At 63.7% G+C, this 826-nt stretch carries 2 protein-coding genes; both read right to left on the bottom strand.

The features are described from left to right. Positions 1 to 257: 257 nt before the first annotated feature. Positions 258 to 572 carry a helix-turn-helix transcriptional regulator gene (locus U9978_RS19930; RefSeq protein ID WP_322762659.1) on the bottom strand — a complete coding sequence of 105 codons (315 nt, stop codon included), beginning with the start codon at positions 570 to 572 and terminating at the stop codon, positions 258 to 260. After that, on the bottom strand, positions 569 to 826 hold a 258-nt coding region (locus U9978_RS19925; protein WP_322762658.1), incomplete at its 5' end, for a type II toxin-antitoxin system RelE/ParE family toxin. The genes U9978_RS19930 and U9978_RS19925, both read right to left, overlap by 4 nt.

Here is an 826-nt window from a genome sequence, read left to right as displayed (position 1 = left end):
GGTTGAGGCAGGCCAGAGCCCCGCAGTCGATCACACGGCGCAGGGCTCTGGGCTTTTTGATCTCTAGTACTGCAATTGGAAACGATCAGAACTTCCCGACTTGATCATTTATGGCGAAGATGTCGTCCGTGCTCCGAGCCGTCGAACGCCGCATCTCGTTCAAGACGCCGACCCTGATGTCCGCGCTCGTGGCAAGTCGGCTGCTCCGCAGCCAACCAGACGCGGACGGGCAGGCGGTGACCTGTGCCGGCAGCGCCTCAGGCGATCTGGCGAAGATCGTTGCCGTAGTCGAAAATGATCCGCATGCGGGCACCCAGCGCCCGGGCATACCGGCTCAGCGTCGCAACCTCGTTGACGTCAAAGTCACCGTTCTCGATCTGGCTCACCCGGCCCGGTGAGACGCCCATCAACTCGGCTACCTGACGCTGGGTCAGCCCTAGCCGCTTGCGCTCCTCGCCAAGGTGGAACGCGCTGACCCAGGATTCCGTGCGCGCCCGCTCGGCGGCAAGCGCCTCATCGTCACCGTCGTGCAGCTCGGCGCGAATGTCATCCCAGTCATGGAACTCGGTCATGAGCCCTCCCGCCGTTTCCTCTCGAAGGCCAGCCACCTGTCGTATGCGACCTCTGCCGTGGGGATCGCAGTCTTGTACCACCGTGACCAGTCGCCGGCCTTATTGCCGGCTACCAACAACACCGCCTGTGACCAGGGGTCGAAAGCGAAGATCATCCGGATCGCGATGTCGCGGCCCGACCTCGGCCGCAGCTCCTTGAGATTCTTGATCGTTGACCCTTGCAGCGTGTCGACGAGCGGACGCCCGAGCCCAGG

The organism is Protofrankia sp. Cr2 (assembly GCF_963555885.1).
Taxonomy (GTDB): domain Bacteria; phylum Actinomycetota; class Actinomycetes; order Frankiales; family Frankiaceae; genus Protofrankia.
This window is presented reverse-complemented; position numbering and strand designations above follow the sequence as displayed.